This window comes from Arthrobacter sp. UYCu511, from assembly GCF_040547105.1.
GTDB lineage: Bacteria > Actinomycetota > Actinomycetes > Actinomycetales > Micrococcaceae > Specibacter > Specibacter psychrochitiniphilus.
In genome coordinates, this window is the sequence record NZ_JBEPPB010000002.1 from 133887 (window position 1) to 151761 (window position 17875).

The following is a 17875-nucleotide window of genomic DNA, read 5'->3' on the forward strand; positions in this document are numbered from 1 at the left end:
TTTGCAAGCATATTTTTCAAGCTCGGTGCCATCGTGGCGCCTACAAGTAAGGCGTAGCGAACGCTTACATCCTCACGGTGAATTTTATGTGATCTTAATCACAAGTATGGGGCGGCTCCAATGACCGGTCAAATGGGGCTGCTCAGATTGCGAGCCACTTCCCGGTTTGGCGGCGGTAGGTGCGCAGCGCACCCGAGCTGGCCACGGTATTCACACCGTGCGCCATGGATACCGCAGCGTTGCGCGCAAACTGGTTCTCGGCGTCGTGCTCGCTGGCCTCCACCATGAAACGCACGGTGATGCGCGGGGTTCCGGCCACAATATCTAGCTGATTTGCCTCCACTACATGGGCGGCACCGACAGCGGCAACGGCCATGTCCATGACTTCCTCGGGGGCGTGGCCAGGACGCAGCCCGGTGATCTGAAGGGTGGCGCGGAAGGAAGGCATTACTCCAGCCTATCGGCGGTGGGCCACACACAAAATTGCGCCCGCCTCCCAAATATGCGCCAGGTAAAGCGGGCGCATATTTGGGAGGCGGGCGCATTTTCAACACGAGAAGCCGAAGCCGGTGCTTATCCGGTGTTGCGCAAGCCGGCGGCAACACCATTGATGGTGATCAGCATGGCTCGTTGCAGGCGCTCATCCACCTCGCTCGCGGTGATGTCCGCTTCCCGGACGCGGCGCAGCAACTCCACCTGGAGGTAGGAGATCGGGTCCAGGTACTGATCCCGGACTTCCAGGGAGCGCTTGAGCAGCGGCTGGTTATCCAGCAGCTCGCTTTCTCCTGTCAGCAGCTGAATTTCGGCAACCGTCAGGTCAAACTCGGCGCGAATTGTGGCGAACAGGTGCTGCAACTCGGCAGGGACCAGGGTGCGAACATAGTGCGCGGCAATATCCATATCCGTCTTGGCCAACGTCATCTCCACGTTGGAAATGGTGGAGGAGAAGAAGTGCCAGTGATCCAGCATTTCCTTGAGCTCGGCTCCGCGGCCAGCTTCACGTGCCGCTCGAAGGCCGGAGCCCACACCGAACCAACCGGGCACGATCTGGCGTGACTGGGTCCAGCCGAACACCCACGGGATGGCGCGCAGCCCACCCAGGCCAGAACCCGAGTCGGGGCGCTTGGACGGGCGTGAACCAATGTTCAACGAGCCCAGCTGTTCCACGGGGGTGGAGGCCAGGAAGTAGGCCGGCAGATCCTGGTGCTCGATCAGTGTCCGGTAGCTGCCAAAGGCCGCATCAGAGATGATTTCCATGATCGCCCCAAAGCGGCCCAGATCGTCCTCGGAGTGGCGCGGGGCCTGATGCAGAGCAGATCCTTGCATAACAGCGGCGAGCGAGAGCTCCAAGTTTTCACGGGCCAGTTCCGGCAGGGAGTACTTATCCGAGATAACCTCGCCCTGTTCGGTGAACTTGATGGCGCCTTCCAAGACGCCATTGGGCTGGGCCATGATGGCATCATACGTGGGGCCACCGCCACGGCCCACCGAGCCGCCACGGCCGTGGAACATGCGCACGTTGACACCATGCTTGAGTGCAACATCGCGGAGCTTGCGCTGGGTCTTGTGGATTTCCCACTGCGAGGTGAGCACGCCGGATTCCTTGTTGGAGTCCGAGTATCCGAGCATGATTTCCTGCACGTCTCCGCGCAGCCGCACCAATTCACGGTAGGCAGGATCCGAGAGCAACTGGTCCACAATCTCCGCCGAGGCGCGCAGCTCGTCCACGGTTTCCAGCAGCGGGGCAAAGCCGATCTTCGCGTAGCGGTTCTCACCCGTGAGCTGAACCAGGCCGGCCTCGCGGGCCAGCACGGCAGCTGCCAAAACGTCATCGGCGCCGCGAGTCATGGAGATGATGTACGTTTCCACAACATCCGGGCCGTAGGTGCGCAAGGCACGCCGCACCACACGGAAAACGTCGTACGTGCCGTTCGCTGCGCCGTCGAGCTTAATGGGGTGACCGGACAGCGGGCGGTGGCTGGCCAATTCTGCGCTCAGTACGGACATCCGCTCGGCACGCTCGAGTTCTGCGTAGGGTTTGCCCAGCTCGCTAACCCGGTCAATGAGCTGGCCGACGGCGTCATGGTGGTAATCCGCGTGCTCGCGAATGTCCAAGGTGGCCAGGTGGAGGCCGAAAGAGGAGATGGCCCGGCGCACCGAGGCGAGGGCGCCGTCGGCAACCAGCGCTGCCGAATTGTTGCGCAGTGAGGTCTCCAGCAGTTCAAGATCGGCGATGAGCTCGGAGGTGGCGCTGTAGTCCCGGCCGGGCTCGTGATACGCGTCCGCTGCCACGCGCTTTTGGGTGTTGAACAGCTTGGCCTTGATGCACGTCAGCTTCAGACGGTACGGCTCATCCGCGTTCAATTCCAGCACGCGGGCATCGAACCCGGGCAGGTTCGCCAGATCGGCTGCGATGGAATCCGTCAACGCCTTATCCGCACCGCACAGGGCACTGGAGTTGGAGAGGACGCTGAGCAGTTCATCAATGAGCGCCGTGGCAATCTTCACGGCGTTCTGGTTCTGCAGGATCAGCACTTCACGGGTGACCTCCGAGGTGACGTTGGGGTTGCCATCGCGGTCCCCACCAATCCAGGAGCCAAAGCGCAGCGGAGCCGCATCGGCAGGTAAAGAAACACCGTGCTCGCCGAGGAGGTCGCTGAGCTCGGTCAGCACCTCCGGCATGGCGTCGGTGAGGATGTTGCGCAGGTAGTAAATAGCGTTGCGTGCCTCATCCATGGGGGTGGGGCGAACCTTGCGCAGCTCATCGGTCTGCCACATCTGATCAATGATTTCGGCAAGTTTGCGGTCCTGGCGGGCACGCGCGGACGTGCCTTCCTCGGAGGGAGTGGCCAGGATATCGGAGAGTTTGCGGATCTTATCCAGCACCGAACGCCGTGACGCCTCAGTGGGGTGGGCGGTGAAGATTGGCCTCACATCGAGTTCATTGACCACCTTCTGCAAAGCATCCGTACCGGCTTGTTCAGCGATCTCGGTGACAGCCTTGGCCAGCCAGCCATCCTTTTCAGCACGTGTTCGCAGGCTGCGCACGCGGTGTACTTGCTCGGCGGCATTGGCCAGGTGAAAATAGAACGCAAAGGCGCGAACCAAATCGGTTGCCTGCCCCAGTGGCAGGGAGGCGAGGACCTCGCGGACCTGCTCTGCGACGTCATTCGCGCTCCAAGGCCCTGTGCCGGAATCGCCGCGGGCGGCTTCCTTGGACTCCTTGGTGAGCAGGCGGACTTGCTCCACCATGGCGAGCAGCTCGGGCCCGTGCTGACGGACCAGGGATTCACCCAGGAGCGTGCTGACACGGCGTACGTCTCGGCGCAGATCAGTGTCCTGCTCCGGGTTCTGGGAGGTGCCCTGAGGGCTAGCGTGCATGTCTGAGCTCATGAGTCAGCGTCCTTACGGTCTATGAATCTGGGGTGCTCGTATGCGGCGCTGAATACGGTGGCGGCCCAAGGCAGGGCCTTTTGGATCCTACTGGGCCTTGTGTGACGGGTGCCAATCAGTCTCAAATTGTGGCTGAATTTTTACGGCTGGCCACCGGCTAGCCGGCGTGGCTGGCTACCGTTCGGCTACCGTGCGGCGTAGCTGGCGTGGGCGCTTTCCCAGCAAGGGTAAAAGTCGTCCCACCAGTGCTGCCAGTCAACGCTTTTGCCCTCAAGGGCCTCATTGAGGTGGTCCAGATGCACGTGCCAACCGGCCATCGACATCAACACAACCTCTTCCGGCAGCGCAACAACATTACGGAACGTCAACACCGTACCGCCGGGCACGGGGACCAGTTCAATACGAATCCGGCCGTGCATCGAGTTGGAGATTTCAAGGAGCGCTGGCGCCTCGGCTTCCACCACGCGCCCGTTCCACCAGTCAGTTTCAATGCCTTGTCCAACATCTTTGACGTTGAGCCATTTCAGGTCAAAGGAGGATCCCGTCTTAGCGTGACCACGCACTTTGGCCCACCACATTTGGGTTTTTTCGGGATCAGTCAGCATGGCCCACACCGCGTCCGGGGATGCTGCGTAATGCCGGGTGAAGACAAGTTCCGTGCGCTCGGAATCCACTACGGCCCAGGTGCCGAGCGGAAACCGTGCCATGTCCTTGTTGAATTCTGCGTTTGAAGCCATGAACCTATTCTTCCACTACCGCCGGGCACCCGGATCGTTAGGTGCCCGGATCACTGGGTGCCCGGACCACTGGGTGCCCGCCGCGCCCGGAATACGCGCATGCACCCCGCCGTTGCAACGTGTAGAGGTTTTTAGCGCATTCAAAGGAGCATCATGAGTACCCCCACCGCCGAGCTCAGCCGTCTCACCCAGCGTTGGGAGCGCTTCCGTTCCGGGCGGGACACCTCGTTGGCCGACGCCCACGGCTGGCTGACCCTGACCTCCTTCCACTGGCTCCCCACCACCGCGTCCGTTTTGCCCGGCATACCCGGACTGTGGAGTTCTGACGGCACTGCGGCGTCACTGACCGCCGCTGCAGAGGATCACCTGACGCTGGTGAAAAGCGGCGAACCGGTGAATGGCACCGTCACCGCTTTGCTCGTGGATGAAGAGTCACTGCTCTGGGTTTCCTATGGTTCGGTGGTGGTTGAGCTGGGCATGCGGGCCAACCGCTACATGATCCGTACCCGTGACGCGCTCTCACCCACCTTCACCCATTTTGCTGGGGTGCCCGTTTTTGACTACAACCCGAATCTCGTGGTGACGGGGGCGTTTACCCGCTTTGCTGCACCGCGCGCGGAGGCCATCGCCACGGCAAACCCGGAGGTGCCCGGCTCCGCCGAATTTGTTGGTGAAGTGTCCTTTGAACTGGCGGGCACGCAGTACCGGTTGGACGCTGAAGCAGGCGCCTTGGGTTCTCTTGTGATCACATTCCATGACGCCAGCAACAACGTCTCCACCGCGCCGTGGCGCAAGGTTGAACTGTCCAGGCCGCGCCCGGACGGCTCCGTTGTGCTGGATTTCAACCGCGCCATCAACTACCCCAGCGCCTTCAGTGACTTCGGTACCTGCCCGCAACCCGTTGCAAACAACACGCTGGCCGTGGCCATAGAAGCCGGCGAGCGCGACCCGAGGAAATAAATCCTGCGCTAAACGAGGGCACTGCGCCACACAAGGGCGCTAAACAAGGGCACCGCCCTAAACGATCGCCGAAATCCCCGTAATGGCCCGCCCGGCAATGAGTGTGTTGATTTCGTGGGATCCCTCATAGGTATAAATGGCTTCGGCATCGGCAAAGACCTTCGCCATGGAATAGTCACTGACAATTCCGTTGCCGCCCAGAATGGACCGCCCCAGCGATACGGTTTCGCGCATCGCAGACGTGGTGTGAGCCTTGGCCAGGGCCACCTGGGCCATGGTTGGACCCCCGGAGTCACCAGAGCCGGCGCTCTCTGACGCGTCTTGCAACCCCGCAATGCGTACCATCATGGCCAACGAAGAGGTGGCATTGCCCAGCATGGTCACCAACTGCGATTGAATCAGCTGGAACGCGGCAAGGGGACGGCCAAATTGCTGGCGCTCAAGAGCATAGGCCCGGGCAATATCAAAGGCCGCGAGCTGTTGCCCCACTGCCTGCCATGCCACGGAGATCCGCGAGCTGAGCAGCAACTTGTTGATGTCCGCGAAGGAATTGACCTGGGCAATCCGGTCCCGCTCCGGGACTTGCACGTCTATGAGTGTGATGTGCGCGTTTTGGACTGTCCGCAGCGCAATTTTGTTTTCAATCTTGCTCCGCTGCACCCCGGAAAGAGTGGCATCCAGGAAGAAACCCCGTACCTCCCCTGTCTCGGCATCCCGCGCCCACAGCAACATCCGCTCGCAAAACGTCCCGTTGCCAATCCAGCGTTTGGCACCGTTGATCACCCAGTGGGTTCCGCCGTCGTCGCCCATCACACGCCGGGCCGTGGTGACCATCCCGCCGGCAACATCGCTGCCGTGATCAGGTTCGGTCAGGGCAAAGGCGCCCGTGGTGCGCAGCGCCACGGCATCGGCGAGCATCCGCTCCTGCTGCTCCTGCGAGCCAAAGTCAATGAGAGCCTGCACAAAAAGGTCGTGGTGGACCAGAAAAAACGTGGCTAGGGACGTATCTACCCGCGTCATTTCAGCCACTACCAGCCCCGTGAACAAGTGGCTATACCGGCGGCGGTCCGGGGCGGCCAGATCCAGGGCAGCAATCTTGGGCAGGATGTGGGCCGGGAACTGCGCATCATTCCACCAGCCGACGGCGTGCGGGGCCACCTCCTGCGCCAGAAAGGCCCGCAACTGTGCCAGCTTGGCCTGTTCCTGTGCACTGAGCAGCGCCTCGAAGTCGTAGAAGTCCGCGGACGGCAACTCCCTCTTAGGCAAACTCATTTGGGTGCCATCCGGATGGCGCCGTCGAGTCTGATGGTTTCGCCGTTCATCATGGCATTCGCGAGAATGTGTTCCACAAGCACCGCATATTCAGCGGGCTTGCCCAGCCGTGAGGGGTGCGGAACCTGCGCCCCCAGGGAATCTTGCGCCGCTTGCGGCAAACCTGCCAGCATGGGCGTTTCAAAGATGCCCGGCGCAATGGTGACTACCCGGATCAGCGAACGCGCCAGTTCACGGGCTAGTGGCAAGGTCATGGCCGCCACGGCACCCTTCGAGGCCGCATAAGCGGGCTGGCCGATCTGCCCGTCAAAGGCAGCCACGGAGGCTGTGTTCACAATAACCCCGCGCTCGGGACCGAATTCCCCCGCGAACGGCTCGGCAGCGGCCATGGCCTCGGCACACAGCCGGACCACATTGAAAGTACCCACCAAATTGATCTGGACCACGCGGCTGAAGGCCTCCAACGGCAGCACACCCTCACGCCCCAGCACCTTCCCGGGAGTGGCAACGCCTGCACAATTGACAGCGATTCGCAGCGTCCCCAGCTCGGCGGCAGCCTGGACCGCGGCACGCACCTGGGCCTCATCGCACACATCAGCTGGGGCAAAGACAGCCCGCTCCCCGAGTTCCGCGGCAAGCTCGGCACCTTGCGAACCTGGCAAATCAACCAGTACGACGGCGGCACCGGCCGCGTGCAGCCGCCTCGCCGTTGCTGCACCCAGCCCGGAGGCACCACCGGTGATGAGCGCAACCGTGCCATTGTCAGAGATTTCCATAATTCCTCCTCATTGAGGTGCTGCCACCCGTCACCAGGCCACAACGACTTTGCGTTAATGCATACTAACCAAAATTTCTGGATGCTGGGGCGTGCCTTTCACACCACGGCTAGGACAGTACGCTTGGGTCCATGACAGGCCCTTTCCCGAACACGGCGAAGTCACCACACCCCTCCCGGGATTGGGCTGCGCTGGCCGCCACTGCCGCACAAAACGTCAACGCCCGTTTTGGCCATCCGCTGATGCGCCTGCCGGGGACCTGGATCGGTTCCCTTGCAGCAGGGCCCAACGCCCGCCCACCATCGACGGTGCCGTGGTCCGAATGGCATTACTGGTGGCAGGCCCACTACCTTGACGCCATCCTGGACGCCGGGTTCCTGGCCCTGTCCAACGGCGCACGCCCAGCAGCCCGGCGCTGGCTGCGGCAAGGTCAGGCCCTCTTGCGCGGCATCCTCATCCGAAACTTCGGCCGCTTCCCCAACCATTTCTATGACGACATGGCGTGGCTGGCCTTGGCAGCCTCCCGGCTCAACGAATTATCCCTGCGGCTGAACGCTAAACCCGTGGCGCTGGCTCGGTTTGCCACGCGGGTGCTGACCCGGCAGTTGCATGCGGCCCATGATCAGGTGCTGGGCGGAGGCTTGTACTGGTCGCGGAAACGCGACTACAAAAACACTCCCGTCAACGGCCCGGCGGCTCTACATTTTGCCCGGATTGGCGAGCTCCGCACTGCCGCAGCGGTGACCGCTTGGCTGCGCACCGAACTCTTTGACCTGGACTCGGGACTATACATGGACGGCGTCCACCCCACCGCTACCGGGCGCAGCGTGGAAAGAAACATCTACACGTACAACCAGGGCCCTATCCTTGCCGCCCTTCTGAGGCTCGGAGGGCCGGGCCAGCTCGATCAAGCAGCCGGCCTCGTCACCGCCATCAAAGCCCAGCTCAGCACCCCCGGGCACGGGCTGCGCCTCGAACCAGGCGGCGATGGAAGCCTGTTCACCGGCATCCTGTGCCGTTATCTGGCCGTGGCCGCGCGGGACGGAAGGCTTTGTGCCCAAACCCGGGAAACGGCGTCGAACCTCATTGTTCAGACCGCGGAACAACTCCTGAATCACGAGCCGGATCAACTCTCAGCCGCCATCCAGCGCTGGAGTATCTTTTCAGCCGCAGCCGCACTCTAATCGTCGGGGCGCCACTGACCTTTCACGTACGCCTAGAGCGGCCGGCGCTTTTGCGGGTACGGCGTCTGCCCCGCTGCCAGCATCCCCACAAAACGAAGCATGTTTGCCTCTCGGGCGGCTTGCGTTTTCACATTGGCCAGCCGGTAGAGAAAGGCATAGCGGTTGGTAGCGCTCAGGACCTCGAACATGGCCTGGGCCGCCGGGTTGGCTGCGATCGCGGCGGCAAAATCGTGCGGAACCTCGGCACTGGCCTGCCCGGAGTATGCAGCCTCCCAGCGGCCGTCCGCCTTGGCAGCATTGGCGGCGGCAACTCCTGCAGAGCACATACGCCCCTGCTCACAGAGCCGTTCAAAGTGGCCCACGTTGATCTTGGACCATTTACTGGCCTTGGTGCGCGGGGTAAAACGGCGAACAAAGGAGTGCTCGTCACGTTTGCCCACCACCCCGTCAATCCAGCCAAAACACAGCGCCTCATCAAGGGCACCCGCATAATCGAGCTCAGTGACGGCGCCGCCCTTCTTATGCAGCACCAGCCGAACCCCGGGAGAGTTGGTGTGGTTCTCGCTCAACCAGGCCCGCCATGAGATGGCGTCGGGGAGCAGCAATTCAGGAAGTTCGGCCATGACTCAACACTATTATTGGAACCATCCACCCGCCACCAGGAGAAACCATGCTGCGCGTGCGCCCCCTTATTTTGACCCCCCACTTCGATGCCACCGTCACACAACTGCGTGAGCTGGGCCTGGACACTCTGGAGATCGGCAGGGACAGCGCCGACTTTGATTCCGGCAACGGCAAGATCCGGGTGATTCGCGAGTCTCCGCAGGCCAGCCGCACGGAGCTTGCCTTTGAGCTGCGCGACGCCACTATTTTTGTTCGGCGCACTCTGGCCGATGGCTCGCACGCGGAGCTTGCTGACACAGACAACGGCCCCGGCGCTAAGGTCACCGCGCCCGACGGTTTCAGTTTTTCACTGGCCGAATCCGAAGACCTCCGCCTGCCCCACCCGGCCGCAGCTCTGGCTGTCACCGCCATCTGGCGCACCCCGGACACTGCTGCCGCCAACAAGGTTCTGGCCAACATTGGCGCCAAGTTTGTCCGGGATCTCCCGGATGGCGGTGCCCTGTACCGGGCCAAAAACGGCGGTTTTGTGGCCACGGCGCAGGGTGAGGTGTCCGGCGTCGAGCTTGAGCTAAAGCACGGCTCCGGGATACTCACTTTTGGTGCCGGCAGCGAACTCTTCCTAGATTTCAGTGCGGAAAAGAAGCGCGCAGGACGTGGATAAGGTAGAACTTAGATATGAGCGTGCGTACCCCTGATCCTTATCCCGGCTGGTTATCCAACGAGGACCTCTATGAGGCTCGCAACCGGCTTCCCATGGTCTATGTCGAAGCGGTTCCAGTGAGGCTGGACCCGCTGGGATACGTCAACGAGGTGGGGCTGCTGCTGCAAGCTGATGAGCAAGGTTCCATGGTGCGAACCCTGGTCTCGGGAAGGGTGCTGTACCGCGAAACCATCCGGGCCGCCCTCATCCGCCATATTGAGAAGGATCTGGGCCCACTCGCAATGCCACAGCTACCTGTCAGTCCCGTCCCGTTCACGGTGGCCGAGTACCTGCCCTCTCCCTCCCAAACGGGATTCACGGACGAGCGCCAGCACGCGGTTGCCATGGTTTATGTCATCCCGGTGACGGGCGACTGTGAGCCGCGCCAGGACGCCCTCGAGCTGACGTGGATGACACCGGAGGAGGTTCTCAGCCCCGGTGTCCAGGCTGAATTCGTGGGCGGCCGCGGGGCGTTGGTGCGCCAAGCAATCTCCTACGCCGGCTTGGGCCGCTAAGCCGAGGCTCGGCAACCCGCCGCCGGCAGCTCTGGCCCGTTTGAACTATCGAGCGTAGATTACCTTCCATGGTGACCACTCAGCTTTCCGTCCTGATCAACGCCGATGCCGAGCAGGTTTGGCTCATGCTCCGTGAACCAGCCAAACTTGCCCAATGGCACGGTTGGGACATGGACGGCCTGGATGCGGAAATCCAACAGGTCTATCACGCCAATGTGAGCGAAAGCGCTGACCATCTGCGCTTGAACTTGGAAATGGGCGATTTTTTCACCTTGCAGCCGCGGCCAGACGGCACCTTATTGACGCTGACTCGTGGTGTGGCCACAGGTGAATGGGCCAAGTACAACGAGGATATTACTTCTGGTTGGACCATGTTTATCCAGCAATTGAAGTTTGCTCTTGAACGTCACCCAAAAACTGCAAGGCGCACCATCTATGTTGATGGGACCAGTTCGGCGCACACCAACTTGTGGGACGCCCTGGGCATCGATACCGGGTGGCTACCCGATCCGGGGGAACCCTACGAGTTGACGTTGAACACGGGGGCTTCACTATCCGGCAAAGTTTGGTATCGCAGTGAATCCCAAGTGGGGTTGACGGTGGCCAATTATGCTCAGCATGGAGACGGGCTGCTTATTCTTGCCCAGCAGAAACCCTTGGAAGGTCTGCGCGAACACCCCGGCGCCCAGATCATCGCCTCCACCTATGGCCTCGGCGCCGCAGCTTTCGACGCTATCGGCACCCAGTGGGACGCCTTCATGGAAACCCACTTCCCTGACGAATAACACCCGTCACCTCCTCGACTCTCTGCGGCAACTGCGTGAGCGTTCAAAGGGGTGGGGCGGTTGCGTTGGACACCTTCGTGACCGCTGGCCTGCAAAGACTGGCAAAATGGAGAAATGCCTTCCCCTGAAACACTCACTGACCTGCTTGCGCCCGCACACGCACCCTCCGAAGCGCCCTGTGAACCACCGGCGCCCGGCGCACCTGCCTCGCAAAGCGAATTCGGTTTTACCGTCACCACCCGGCTGAACGAGACGTGCGCACCCAACGCAGCGGCGATTGAGAAAAACGGCGGGGCGTTCCAGGGCCGTACCGGCGTCATCACCACCCCGCACGGCGCCATCAAGACCCCGGCGTTCATCGCTGTGGGCACCAAGGCCACCGTGAAGGCGGTACTGCCGGAAACCATGGCGGAATTGGGTGCGCAGGCGTTGCTCTCCAACGCCTACCACCTGTACCTGCAGCCCGGCGCGGACATCCTAGATGCCGCCGGCGGCCTCGGTAAATTCATGAACTGGTCTGGGCCCACGTTCACCGACAGCGGCGGATTCCAGGTCATGTCCCTAGGCTCTGGGTTCAAGAAGGTCATCAACATGGATGCCGTGGCGGCCTCCCCGCACGCCGGCGCCGACGATTCCGTGGCCGTGGGCAAGGAACGTCTGGCGCACATTGACGATGACGGTGTCTGGTTCAAGTCCCACCTCAACGGGGACATGCACCGTTTCACCCCCGAAGTTTCCATGGCGGTCCAGCACCAGATCGGGGCGGATATCATGTTTGCCTTCGATGAGCTGACCACCTTACTGAACTCCCGCGGCTACCAGGAGATGTCCCTTGAACGCACCCGGTTGTGGGCGCTGCGCTGTATCGAGGAGCACTTCCGCCTCACGGAGGAGCGCACGGGCAAGCCGTACCAGGCCCTGTTTGGCGTAATCCAGGGCGCCCAGTATGAGGACCTGCGCCGCAAGGCCTCCCACGATCTGGGAGAAATGAACTTTGACGGTTTCGGAATTGGCGGTGCGTTGGAGAAGGAAAATCTGGGCACCATTGTGCGCTGGTGCTCCGAGGAGCTGCCGGAGGACAAGCCGCGCCACCTGCTGGGGATCTCGGAACCCGATGACATTTTCACCGCCATCGAGAACGGGGCTGACACCTTTGACTGCGTCTCGCCCACCCGTGTGGCCCGCACCTCCGCGTTCTACACCCCGGACGGGCGCTTCAACCTCTCCGGAGCCAAGTACAAACGCGATTTCACGCCTCTCTCCGATGAGTGCGATTGCTACACCTGCGAAAACTACACGCGCGCCTACATCCACCACCTGTTCAAGGCCAAGGAAATGGTCTCCTCCACGCTCGTCTCCATCCACAACGAGCGCTTCGTGGTGAAAATGGTGGACGATGCCCGCCTCGCCATCGAGGATGGCACCTTCTTCGCGTTCAAGGCCGAAACCCTGCGCCGCTATTACCCCAAACGGCAGGCATAGCGGCGCAAAAAAGTACGACGGCGGCACCCGGGAGAGTCAAAAAACTCACCCAGGTGCCGCCGTCGTATGTTCAAAACGGGTTCGGCTGGTGTTCGCGGAAAAAGACAGTGGTAGACGGCCGTCTTTTTCCGCAAGCGCCGTCCGAATCCACACTGGGCTCCAGCCGAAGCTGCGGGCAGCAACTATGTTGCCGGCGCGGCCTCCACATAGGAGGGCTCGTTGCGTTTGAACCAGCGGATCACCACCGCGGTGACGGGGATCAGCGCGTACTGCACACCCACCTTGTACACAAAGCCCACCAGCACGTAGTTGACGAACATGCCAAAACCCACAATGCCAATCACAGGGGCGGCAATGGCACAGAAAATCAGGGTGTCCAGGAATTCCCCGGCACCGCTGGAGCCCATGAGCCGCACCCACAGCTTGCGTTCACCGTGGTGGGCCTTGAGCCGGACCATGATCGCGGAATTGACACTCTGCCCGGCCAAAAATGCGAGCAGGCTGGCCAGCACAATTTGCGGCACCGGCCCCAGCGCGTCCTGCAGGGCCTGCTGCTTAGCCAGTCCAAAGTCGTCAGTGAACCCGGGCAGCGCAATCATGACCCAGTAGGAAAGGGACGCGAAAATGGAGAGTGCAAACGTGGTCAGGATGGCCTTGCGGTTGACCTTGAAACCGTAAATTTCGCTGATCACATCACCCAAAATGTAGGCGAAGGGGAACAGGAAGAAGCCGCCGTCGGTGATGATGGGGCCAAATTGCACGCCCTTGGAGGCGCCAATATTGGAAAGGATCACAATGACGGCCATGCACGCCAGGAGAATCCCAAAATAGGGGCTTCCGATGGCGGCGAACGTAGGCGTGGTTTTGGGGGAGTTTTTGGTCGGGGTTGCCGAGTCAGGGGTTGGCGAAGCTTTGCTTTGCAGCGGGGACATGTTGAGTCTCAAATTTCTTTTGTTTAAGTGGTTCGCTCATGCCACACCCGTCAGGGGCGGCCGGCTGTATTATCACTGGGCCCGTCTGCACCCGGGCCACCCCCTATTCTGCCACGGCAGCAATCCCCTGCCCACCCGGGCTGCCGTTACTTCCTGAAGCTCAGGATCTGCGCCACACGGTTCCACCCGTCGACGGCGGCAAATCGTTGCGCTTGTTCCTCACCTGCCACCAGATACAGAGTGTCTGCCCCATGGGCGAAGGCTTCATCGCCCAGCCCCGCAACAATGGCGTTCTCAAACACGGGAAGCTGATCCTCATAGCCCTCATCAACACTGAGCTCAGCCACCACGGCAAGTTCATCTGCCGTGCTCAACCGGCCACGGCCCACAGGGTGGTCAAAGACCGCTAGCTCAACAAGGTCGTAGTTCTCCATGGGCGCCTCCGCAAGATTGGCTTCGGCAGGCAAGTGCGGCGCCAAGTCAAGGTTGTCCGTCTGCGCCTGCAGCAGCACCGCCCGCGAGGTGGCCACAAGTCCTTTGGACAGGGCATAGGTAGTGGTTTCGGCGGCATCCTCGGTGATCAAGACCAGCTCCGAGCCCTGCGCCAGCACCGTGATTTGAGCTTCAATATCCTGCCCGGGCCACACCATGACGTGCTGGTTGCCGAAAAGTACTGTGGAACCCTCAACTGTGGCGGCCAGGTCCTGGCTCGCAGCCCACGCCTGTGCCCAGTCCGCAAAAGTGTCCTGCCAAGATCCCATGTCTTCACCCTTTCCAACCACAATATTTCAGGTGCTGGCGGCTCCATCCGGGCCGCCCGCGTGCACCTCCAGCATAGGCACACTCACCGCGGGAAAACATCGCAATAAACATCACACACCCGTCCCCTCTTCACGGCCGCTACGGCTAGCATCAAGCTATGAGCACATGGCAGCAGGACGTCCTTGGCCCCACCTTTGAACAGCTCACCCTGGACCTTCCCGCAGGTTCCCCCGCCACACTGGTTCGCTACGTTGGCCCCGCACCACTGTGGGAGCCGTCCGCGCTGACCGGTGCCGATGTCCTGTACGTCCACGGCTGGTCGGACTACTTTTTTCAGCACGAGCTGGCCGAGTTCTGGCACCGCGCCGGCGCCAATTTTTATGCCCTTGACTTACATCATTACGGCCGCAGCCTGCGCCCGGGCCTGGCGCCGGGGCAGGTCTCTTCCCTCACCGAGTACGACGCCGACATTGCGGCCGCGCTGTTGGCCATGGGACGCAGCGTGGTCCCCGAAGCGGCGGTTCCTTTCCCCTCCCCTGAGCCTGCCCCGGATGAGAAGTCCTTCGAGCTGGACTTCCTAGAGGAAACCCGGCACCGTCTCAGCGCGGCCTTCGACGCGCTTGCAGGGCGCGAACGCGTCGAAAAAGCCCCCGAATTCACGGGCCAACGCCCCCTGGTTTTGCTGGGCCATTCAACAGGCGGGCTCACACTGAGCTTGTGGGCCGCGCGGCACCCGGGTGCGGCATCCGCCCTCGTGCTTAACAGTCCTTGGCTGGAATTCCAGGCCAGTGAGGTGGGGCGCGCCATGGTGGCACCGCTCATCCAGGCGCGCACCAGGTTCCGGCCCATGGTTCCGCTGCCGCCTATTGACCCCGGTTTCTATACGCGGGCCGTGTCAAAGAAGTACGACGGTGAGTGGGAGTACGAGTCCGCCTGGCGCCCGGATCGTGGCTTCCCTGTGACGGCATCGTTCTTAAATGCTGTCTTTCAAGGGCAGGCGCAGGTAGCTCGTGGGCTGGGCCTGACGGTCCCGGTGCTGGTCATGCTCTCAGACAAGAGCTATTTGCAACCCAAATGGTCTTCCAGCGCGTTGTCCTCAGATGTTGTCTTGAATGTGGATGTGGTGGCCAAACGCGCCCTGGATTTGGGATCCAGCGTCACATTGCACAGGATCCAAGGCGCCTTCCATGACGTTTTCTTATCCCCCACCGAGATCCGGGATCAGGCGTACTCAGGCATGGGCCGCTGGGTAGAAGCCGCCCTGAATGCAGCCACATCGCAGCGCTGGGAGCGGCGAAGTGTGAGCTCCTTTCTCGGCATTTCCTAGTGCGCATGTGTTTGAATAATGCGCAGGAATAAAACCACGAGTCGCTTTGGGTCTCAAGGAGAGGAACACGCTTCCATGAATTCATCTATGAAGGCCATGACTTACCAGCAATACGGCGGCCCGGAGGTTTTGCAACAGGCGCCGTTGCCCATTCCTAAAGTGTCCCCCGGGGCTGTGCTGATCCGTGTCAAAGCGGCAGGGGTGAATCCGGTGGACTGGAAAATTATGGGCGGCCACCTCGATTCCCTGATGGATGTGAATTTTCCCGTGGTTCCAGGCTGGGACGTTGCCGGAATTGTGGAGGCAGTGGGCTTCGATACGCCGGAGTTCTCAGTGGGAGATGAGGTATTTTCCTATGGCCGCCGGGATACCGTTCAGGGCGGGACCTTCGCCGAACTTGTGGCACTTCCAGCCGCGATCGTGGCACACAAGCCTGCAAACCTTTCTTGGGAACAGGCCGCAGCCCTCCCCTTGACCGGCCTGACAGCTCAGCGGAGTCTAGATACGCTAGGCGTGACTGCGGGCCAGACGCTGTTGATCCACAACGGTTCCGGCAGTGTTGGGCGCACCGCCATCCAGCTAGCAGCCCAGGAGGGCGTGCGCGTCATCGCCACGGGCTCCGTAAAAAACCATGCCCGCCTCCGTGAACTTGGCGCCATCGCGGTGGAATACGGTTCCGGGCTAGTGGAGCGCGTGCGCGCCGAAGCGCCGGAGGGTGTAGACGCCGTGGCTGACTTTATTGGCGGCGTCCTCGAGGATACTTTGGCGTTATTGAAGGAGAACGGCCGGCACGCCTCAATTGCAGATGCGAGCGTGAGCTCCCACGGCGGGCACTACGTCTGGGTCCGCCCCGGCACGGAGGAACTAGTGCGCCTGAGCCTGCTGGTTGAGGACGGATCGCTGAGCGTAGATGTGGCGCAAACTTTTCCCATGCAGGAAGCTGCCCGCGCCTTTGAAGCCAGTATGTCCGGGCACGGCAGCGGCAAGGTGGTCCTGACCGAGTTCAGTAACTAGCCCCCGCGCCCTCCACGGCTCGTCCCGCGTTTCGGGGCACTCTGACCTCTTCCGCGCGGGGGCGCGGGGCGCGGGTGTGCGCCGGGGCGGAGTGGGCTTGCGCGGCTGCACGGGTGCGGCAGCCAGGCCAAGGCGACTACGGTTAAGGAACCTCATCCCGCTGTCTGCAAGGAACCCTGTGGCCAATAAGTCCAAGAACGCCAAGAAGTCCCGTTTCGGCAATCCGGCCAAGGCCTCGGCCGACTCCGCTGCCCGGTCAACGCAACGGCCCTCGGCCGAGGCCCGGCTGGATCGGGCCATGGTGGCACTGTCGTCGGGCTATGTTGCCTGGTTGGAAGCCGAGAGCCGTCCCAATAAGTCAATCGATCTCAGCCTTGCCATCCTGGATGATTTCTTTGACATGTACCGCATCCTTGAACCGCATCCGGATCCCACCAATCTGGTGCCCGCAGCGCTGCGGGAAGTTCTGGAAGTCACCGGCCACGCGAACCCGCTGGGTGTGATGACCCTGCGCAACGGCGTCCATGATTACATCGCCTACTTGGCCGAGGCCGAGCTTTGGACGGGAACGCATGAGGATCTGATGACCATTTTTGAAGAGCTGGCGCAGACGGCAGTTCCCGGGGCTGACCCCGATGACGCGTTGGATGATGATAGCCTGCCCGTTGAGGACTACGAGTTCGCCGAAATCTACCTCCCCACGGTCAGTGAAGAGGCGGCTGCAACAACAGCTGCCAATTCCCCACTCTGGAAGAATGTTCTGGCCCTGCTTGAGTGGATTGGCGAGGGCAAGGACCTCACGGAACACGGCACCGTGCTGGATCAGGAAGGCGCCGCTGCCACCTTGATCCATACAGGCGTAGGCGCCCTCGCCGCGGCCGCCGCGTTCACCACCCCAGCCGATCACGGCGCCGCACGGCTGGCACTTTATTGGCAATTGCTGGATGTGGCGGGGCTGGTGAGCGTGCGTGAGAGCCGTATCTCCCCCACCTCCACGCAGCTGTTGCACAGCAATGATCCCGAGATGGTGTTGCATATGCGGGATTTGATGGGCCATCTGATTTATACGGCCACCCTGGAAGGTTCAGAGGAGGGCATTTATGAGGATTGGCATCTGGAAATGGCGGATTGGCTGACCCAAGCCGCATCCGGCGCCCCTCCCGAAGCGGCCCTGCTCATCCAAGCCTTGGAGGAGCCGGATTCTGTTCATCCGGACTTGTTGGCCATTGCCCAAAACATCGCCCACTGGGCTGAGGAGGGCCTTGTCACCGTTGGCGAGTTCATTGAGGTGCCACCGGTCTGGCGTCCCGACGTTTTTGACATCCTCAAGGACGATTTCCCCATCCAGGCAGTAGGTCCGGGAGCAGAGGATCTCTGACCCAGAGTACGACGGCGGCCGGCACCTCGCCCGG

Annotated in this window: 17 protein-coding genes; 9 read left to right on the forward strand and 8 right to left on the reverse strand. The window is 61.7% G+C overall.

What is annotated here, in order from left to right; genetic code table 11:
* Window positions 1-142: 142 nt before the first annotated feature.
* The 3 genes from ABIB48_RS03940 to ABIB48_RS03950 all read right to left on the reverse strand — a co-directional run bounded on the left by ABIB48_RS03940 (window position 143) and on the right by ABIB48_RS03950 (window position 4130).
* Window positions 143-448, reverse strand: coding sequence for a hypothetical protein (locus ABIB48_RS03940; protein ID WP_110105055.1), 306 nt, complete (start codon window positions 446-448; stop codon window positions 143-145).
* Window positions 449-573: 125 nt separating this feature from the next.
* A complete protein-coding gene (gene ppc / locus ABIB48_RS03945) occupies window positions 574-3393 on the reverse strand; it encodes a phosphoenolpyruvate carboxylase (RefSeq protein ID WP_354212204.1) in 2820 nt (939 codons plus the stop codon).
* 185 nt (window positions 3394-3578) lie between these two features.
* Entirely contained in the window at window positions 3579-4130 is a 552-nt protein-coding gene (locus ABIB48_RS03950; protein WP_315914032.1) for an SRPBCC domain-containing protein, read from the reverse strand.
* Window positions 4131-4283: 153 nt separating this feature from the next.
* Between ABIB48_RS03950 and ABIB48_RS03955 the strand changes: the two genes are divergently transcribed.
* Window positions 4284-5090 carry a DUF1684 domain-containing protein gene (locus tag ABIB48_RS03955; RefSeq protein WP_354212205.1) on the forward strand — a complete coding sequence of 269 codons (807 nt, stop codon included), beginning with the start codon at window positions 4284-4286 and terminating at the stop codon, window positions 5088-5090.
* A gap of 57 nt (window positions 5091-5147) precedes the next feature.
* Here ABIB48_RS03955 and ABIB48_RS03960 read toward each other — a convergent pair whose 3' ends face one another.
* Both ABIB48_RS03960 and ABIB48_RS03965 read right to left on the reverse strand, forming a co-directional pair.
* Window positions 5148-6362, reverse strand: coding sequence for an acyl-CoA dehydrogenase family protein (locus ABIB48_RS03960; protein WP_354212206.1), 1215 nt, complete (start codon window positions 6360-6362; stop codon window positions 5148-5150).
* Window positions 6359-7138, reverse strand: coding sequence for an SDR family NAD(P)-dependent oxidoreductase (locus tag ABIB48_RS03965; protein ID WP_354212207.1), 780 nt, complete (start codon window positions 7136-7138; stop codon window positions 6359-6361). Before ABIB48_RS03965 ends, ABIB48_RS03960 begins: the two co-directional genes overlap by 4 nt.
* 131 nt (window positions 7139-7269) lie before the next feature.
* Between ABIB48_RS03965 and ABIB48_RS03970 the strand changes: the two genes are divergently transcribed.
* Window positions 7270-8322, forward strand: a complete 1053-nt coding sequence (locus ABIB48_RS03970; RefSeq protein ID WP_315914028.1) for a glycoside hydrolase family 76 protein — start codon at window positions 7270-7272, stop codon at window positions 8320-8322.
* A 32-nt stretch (window positions 8323-8354) separates the two neighbouring features.
* On the opposite strand, the gene ABIB48_RS03975 is transcribed toward ABIB48_RS03970, so the two are convergent.
* The gene (locus ABIB48_RS03975) at window positions 8355-8945 is read right to left on the reverse strand and encodes a YdeI/OmpD-associated family protein (protein ID WP_110105061.1); all 591 of its coding nucleotides are present in this window, start codon (window positions 8943-8945) and stop codon (window positions 8355-8357) included.
* A gap of 47 nt (window positions 8946-8992) precedes the next feature.
* Between ABIB48_RS03975 and ABIB48_RS03980 the strand changes: the two genes are divergently transcribed.
* The 4 genes from ABIB48_RS03980 (at window position 8993) to tgt (ending at window position 12428) form a co-directional block, all read left to right on the forward strand.
* Complete coding sequence (locus ABIB48_RS03980) at window positions 8993-9607, forward strand: hypothetical protein (RefSeq protein WP_354212208.1); 615 nt, start codon at window positions 8993-8995, stop codon at window positions 9605-9607.
* Window positions 9608-9621: 14 nt separating this feature from the next.
* Window positions 9622-10161 carry an NUDIX hydrolase family protein gene (locus tag ABIB48_RS03985; RefSeq protein WP_110105063.1) on the forward strand — a complete coding sequence of 180 codons (540 nt, stop codon included), beginning with the start codon at window positions 9622-9624 and terminating at the stop codon, window positions 10159-10161.
* 68 nt (window positions 10162-10229) lie between these two features.
* Entirely contained in the window at window positions 10230-10946 is a 717-nt protein-coding gene (locus ABIB48_RS03990; protein ID WP_218867975.1) for an SRPBCC family protein, read from the forward strand.
* 114 nt (window positions 10947-11060) lie between these two features.
* Complete coding sequence (gene tgt, locus ABIB48_RS03995; RefSeq protein WP_354212209.1) at window positions 11061-12428, forward strand: tRNA guanosine(34) transglycosylase Tgt; 1368 nt, start codon at window positions 11061-11063, stop codon at window positions 12426-12428.
* Between the two features lie 182 nt (window positions 12429-12610).
* Here the strand turns inward: tgt and ABIB48_RS04000 are convergent, their stop codons facing one another.
* Both ABIB48_RS04000 and ABIB48_RS04005 read right to left on the reverse strand, forming a co-directional pair.
* Window positions 12611-13360 carry a queuosine precursor transporter gene (locus ABIB48_RS04000; protein ID WP_354212210.1) on the reverse strand — a complete coding sequence of 250 codons (750 nt, stop codon included), beginning with the start codon at window positions 13358-13360 and terminating at the stop codon, window positions 12611-12613.
* Window positions 13361-13506: 146 nt separating this feature from the next.
* Complete coding sequence (locus ABIB48_RS04005) at window positions 13507-14121, reverse strand: hypothetical protein (protein ID WP_354212211.1); 615 nt, start codon at window positions 14119-14121, stop codon at window positions 13507-13509.
* 158 nt (window positions 14122-14279) lie between these two features.
* On the opposite strand from ABIB48_RS04005, the gene ABIB48_RS04010 reads away from it, so the two are divergent.
* The 3 genes from ABIB48_RS04010 (at window position 14280) to ABIB48_RS04020 (ending at window position 17841) form a co-directional block, all read left to right on the forward strand.
* Window positions 14280-15449, forward strand: coding sequence for an alpha/beta hydrolase (locus ABIB48_RS04010; RefSeq protein ID WP_110105067.1), 1170 nt, complete (start codon window positions 14280-14282; stop codon window positions 15447-15449).
* An 87-nt stretch (window positions 15450-15536) separates the two neighbouring features.
* Window positions 15537-16463, forward strand: coding sequence for an NADP-dependent oxidoreductase (locus tag ABIB48_RS04015; RefSeq protein WP_354212377.1), 927 nt, complete (start codon window positions 15537-15539; stop codon window positions 16461-16463).
* A 178-nt stretch (window positions 16464-16641) separates the two neighbouring features.
* The gene (locus tag ABIB48_RS04020; protein WP_354212212.1) at window positions 16642-17841 is read left to right on the forward strand and encodes a hypothetical protein; all 1200 of its coding nucleotides are present in this window, start codon (window positions 16642-16644) and stop codon (window positions 17839-17841) included.
* Window positions 17842-17875 lie beyond the last annotated feature (34 nt).

Bases quoted from the DNA above. Each gene is read 5' to 3' on its own strand.
- ABIB48_RS03940 (WP_110105055.1), bottom strand. From the start codon at position 448: ATGCCTTCCTTCCGCGCCACCCTTCAGATCACCGGGCTGCGTCCTGGC.
- ppc (WP_354212204.1), bottom strand. From the start codon at position 3,393: ATGAGCTCAGACATGCACGCTAGCCCTCAGGGCACCTCCCAGAACCCG.
- ABIB48_RS03950 (WP_315914032.1), bottom strand. From the start codon at position 4,130: ATGGCTTCAAACGCAGAATTCAACAAGGACATGGCACGGTTTCCGCTC.
- ABIB48_RS03955 (WP_354212205.1), top strand. From the start codon at position 4,284: ATGAGTACCCCCACCGCCGAGCTCAGCCGTCTCACCCAGCGTTGGGAG.
- ABIB48_RS03960 (WP_354212206.1), bottom strand. From the start codon at position 6,362: ATGAGTTTGCCTAAGAGGGAGTTGCCGTCCGCGGACTTCTACGACTTC.
- ABIB48_RS03965 (WP_354212207.1), bottom strand. From the start codon at position 7,138: ATGGAAATCTCTGACAATGGCACGGTTGCGCTCATCACCGGTGGTGCC.
- ABIB48_RS03970 (WP_315914028.1), top strand. From the start codon at position 7,270: ATGACAGGCCCTTTCCCGAACACGGCGAAGTCACCACACCCCTCCCGG.
- ABIB48_RS03975 (WP_110105061.1), bottom strand. From the start codon at position 8,945: ATGGCCGAACTTCCTGAATTGCTGCTCCCCGACGCCATCTCATGGCGG.
- ABIB48_RS03980 (WP_354212208.1), top strand. From the start codon at position 8,993: ATGCTGCGCGTGCGCCCCCTTATTTTGACCCCCCACTTCGATGCCACC.
- ABIB48_RS03985 (WP_110105063.1), top strand. From the start codon at position 9,622: ATGAGCGTGCGTACCCCTGATCCTTATCCCGGCTGGTTATCCAACGAG.
- ABIB48_RS03990 (WP_218867975.1), top strand. From the start codon at position 10,230: ATGGTGACCACTCAGCTTTCCGTCCTGATCAACGCCGATGCCGAGCAG.
- tgt (WP_354212209.1), top strand. From the start codon at position 11,061: ATGCCTTCCCCTGAAACACTCACTGACCTGCTTGCGCCCGCACACGCA.
- ABIB48_RS04000 (WP_354212210.1), bottom strand. From the start codon at position 13,360: ATGTCCCCGCTGCAAAGCAAAGCTTCGCCAACCCCTGACTCGGCAACC.
- ABIB48_RS04005 (WP_354212211.1), bottom strand. From the start codon at position 14,121: ATGGGATCTTGGCAGGACACTTTTGCGGACTGGGCACAGGCGTGGGCT.
- ABIB48_RS04010 (WP_110105067.1), top strand. From the start codon at position 14,280: ATGAGCACATGGCAGCAGGACGTCCTTGGCCCCACCTTTGAACAGCTC.
- ABIB48_RS04015 (WP_354212377.1), top strand. From the start codon at position 15,537: ATGAAGGCCATGACTTACCAGCAATACGGCGGCCCGGAGGTTTTGCAA.